Source organism: Sporomusa sp., assembly GCF_057736855.1.
Window position 1 is genome coordinate 1 of sequence record NZ_JBYKYF010000412.1, and the last position, 2,169, is coordinate 2,169.

Annotated in this window: 2 protein-coding genes; both read left to right on the plus strand. The window is 47.9% G+C overall.

Going from position 1 to position 2,169, the window contains the following annotated elements:
• Positions 1-126 precede the first annotated feature (126 nt).
• Positions 127-1,308 (plus strand): tryptophan synthase subunit beta, encoded by a 1,182-nt coding sequence (gene trpB, locus AC29Z1_RS16990; RefSeq protein WP_488272633.1) that lies wholly within the window; start codon positions 127-129, stop codon positions 1,306-1,308.
• Positions 1,305-2,099 (plus strand): tryptophan synthase subunit alpha, encoded by a 795-nt coding sequence (trpA, locus tag AC29Z1_RS16995; protein ID WP_488272634.1) that lies wholly within the window; start codon positions 1,305-1,307, stop codon positions 2,097-2,099. The genes trpB and trpA overlap by 4 nt, the downstream gene beginning before the upstream one ends.
• Positions 2,100-2,169: the final 70 nt, after the last annotated feature.

Sequence of the window (2,169 nt, forward strand, 5' to 3'; positions counted from 1 at the left end):
TGAAGCTGAAGCAGGCTGGAGTAAAAGGAGCGTTCGTCGGTGAAGCGCTGGTAACAGCCGGAGATATTGGTGCTAAAACAGATGAACTGGCTTTGCGTACTGGTAAACAGGAAAGGGGAGAGAATAATGCCTGACAAAAATGGAAGATTTGGAATCTATGGCGGCAGGTTTGTACCTGAAACGGTTATGCCAGCATTAATCGAACTGGAGGAAACCTATCAAGTATTGAAACATGATGCTGGGTTTCAGGCAGAGCTGACACATTATTTACGTGAATATGCCGGGCGCCCAACCCGTTTGTATCATGCTGCAAAGCTGACACAATATTATGGGCGGGGGCAAATTTATTTGAAACGGGAAGATTTGCTCCATACTGGTGCACATAAGATTAATAATGCGATAGGTCAAGCGGTATTGGCCAGAAGAATGGGGAAGAAACGCATTGTTGCCGAGACTGGCGCCGGTCAGCACGGGGTGGCCTGCGCTACCGTGGCGGCACTATTTGGCATGGAATGTTGTGTATTTATGGGGCAGGAAGATATCGAGCGGCAGGCCCTCAATGTTTTCCGTATGCGTCTCTTGGGTGCGCAAGTCCATCCTGTCACTAGCGGCAGCGGTACGCTTAAAGATGCTACCAGTGAAGCCATCCGATACTGGGTAACTCATATTACGGATACTCATTATATCATTGGCTCAGTGGTCGGCCCGCATCCCTACCCCATGATCGTAAGAGATTTTCAGTCAGTTATTGGACAGGAGGTTGCGCAGCAAGTTGGGGAAATTGGAGCTAACTTAAAATATCTGGTTGCTTGTGTTGGTGGCGGCAGTAATGCAATGGGCGTTTTTTATCCGTTTCGTGATCTACAAACAGTAATTAAAATTGGAGTCGAGGCTGGCGGCAAAGGGATTAGTACTGGTGAGCATGCAGCGTCATTGACTCATGGCAAGCCTGGTGTATTGCATGGGGCTTTCAGTTATCTCCGTCAGGATAGTGATGGTCAGGTTATCCCGGCCTACTCCATATCAGCAGGTCTTGATTATCCCGGGGTTGGCCCGGAGCATGCCTATTGTAAGGACAACGACCTGGTAGTTTATACGTCGGTTACTGATGAACAGGCGCTCGCAGCCTTTCAACAGATGGCGCGGCTGGAGGGAATTATCCCAGCAATGGAAAGCGCGCATGCCTTGGCTTATTTAGAAGAATTAATGCCTCAAACCCAAGAAACGGACGCGATTGTTGTCTGTCTGTCAGGGCGAGGGGACAAAGATGTGCAAATGGTGGCTAATGTATTGGAGGGACAGCTATGAGCCGGATAACAGATACTTTATGCGCTTTGAAAGCGGCCGGACGTAAGGGCTTAATTATATATTTGACTGCCGGTTATCCGAATTACGATATTACCTATGAAGCCATGAAGGCGCTGGAAGCCGCTGGTGCCGACCTGATTGAAGTTGGATTACCATTTTCTGACCCGATGGCTGATGGTCCAATTATTCAGTACGCAGCAACCCAGGCGCTGCGTGCTGGGGCTACCACAGGTAAGTCACTGGAATTGGTAGCGCGTAGCAAACAAAATATATCTATCCCGTTGGCGGTCATGACATATTACAATATTCCATTGCAATACGGAGTAGAGAAGTTTACTTATGACTTTGCTCAGGCAGGTGTTAGTGGGTTAATTATTCCCGACCTGCCGTTAGAAGAAGCAGGTGTGGTACAATCAGCCTGCCGTAAGATCCATGTTGACTTGATCCGGTTTATTGCTCCGACAACCACTCCTGTCAGATTGAAAGCCATTTGTCAACAAGCTTCTGGTTTTTTATATTGTATCTCGAGTACAGGAGTAACCGGGGTGCGACAGCTTGATTACAATCAACTAACGCCACTACTAGAAATTGTCCGGCAGGAAACAGACTTACCTTTGGCTATTGGTTTTGGTATTGGCAGTCCGGTTGCTGCGTGTCAAGCTGCTAAGTTTGCTGATGCCGTCATTGTTGGTAGTGCCGTAATGGAACGATTAATGAACGACGGAGTTAAGGCTGCAGCCGAGTTTACCAATTCGCTAAGACAGGCGCTGGATAGGGAGTGTGACTGTTGATGCGAGTTTATCCGAATAAGGAAGAATTTTGCCAGTTAGCCAGTAGCTATACTCTCCTGCCTGTTTCAAT

Excerpts from the sequence above, each read along its gene's own strand:
- trpB (WP_488272633.1), top strand. The coding sequence starts at position 127 with ATGCCTGACAAAAATGGAAGATTTGGAATCTATGGCGGCAGGTTTGTA.
- trpA (WP_488272634.1), top strand. The coding sequence starts at position 1,305 with ATGAGCCGGATAACAGATACTTTATGCGCTTTGAAAGCGGCCGGACGT.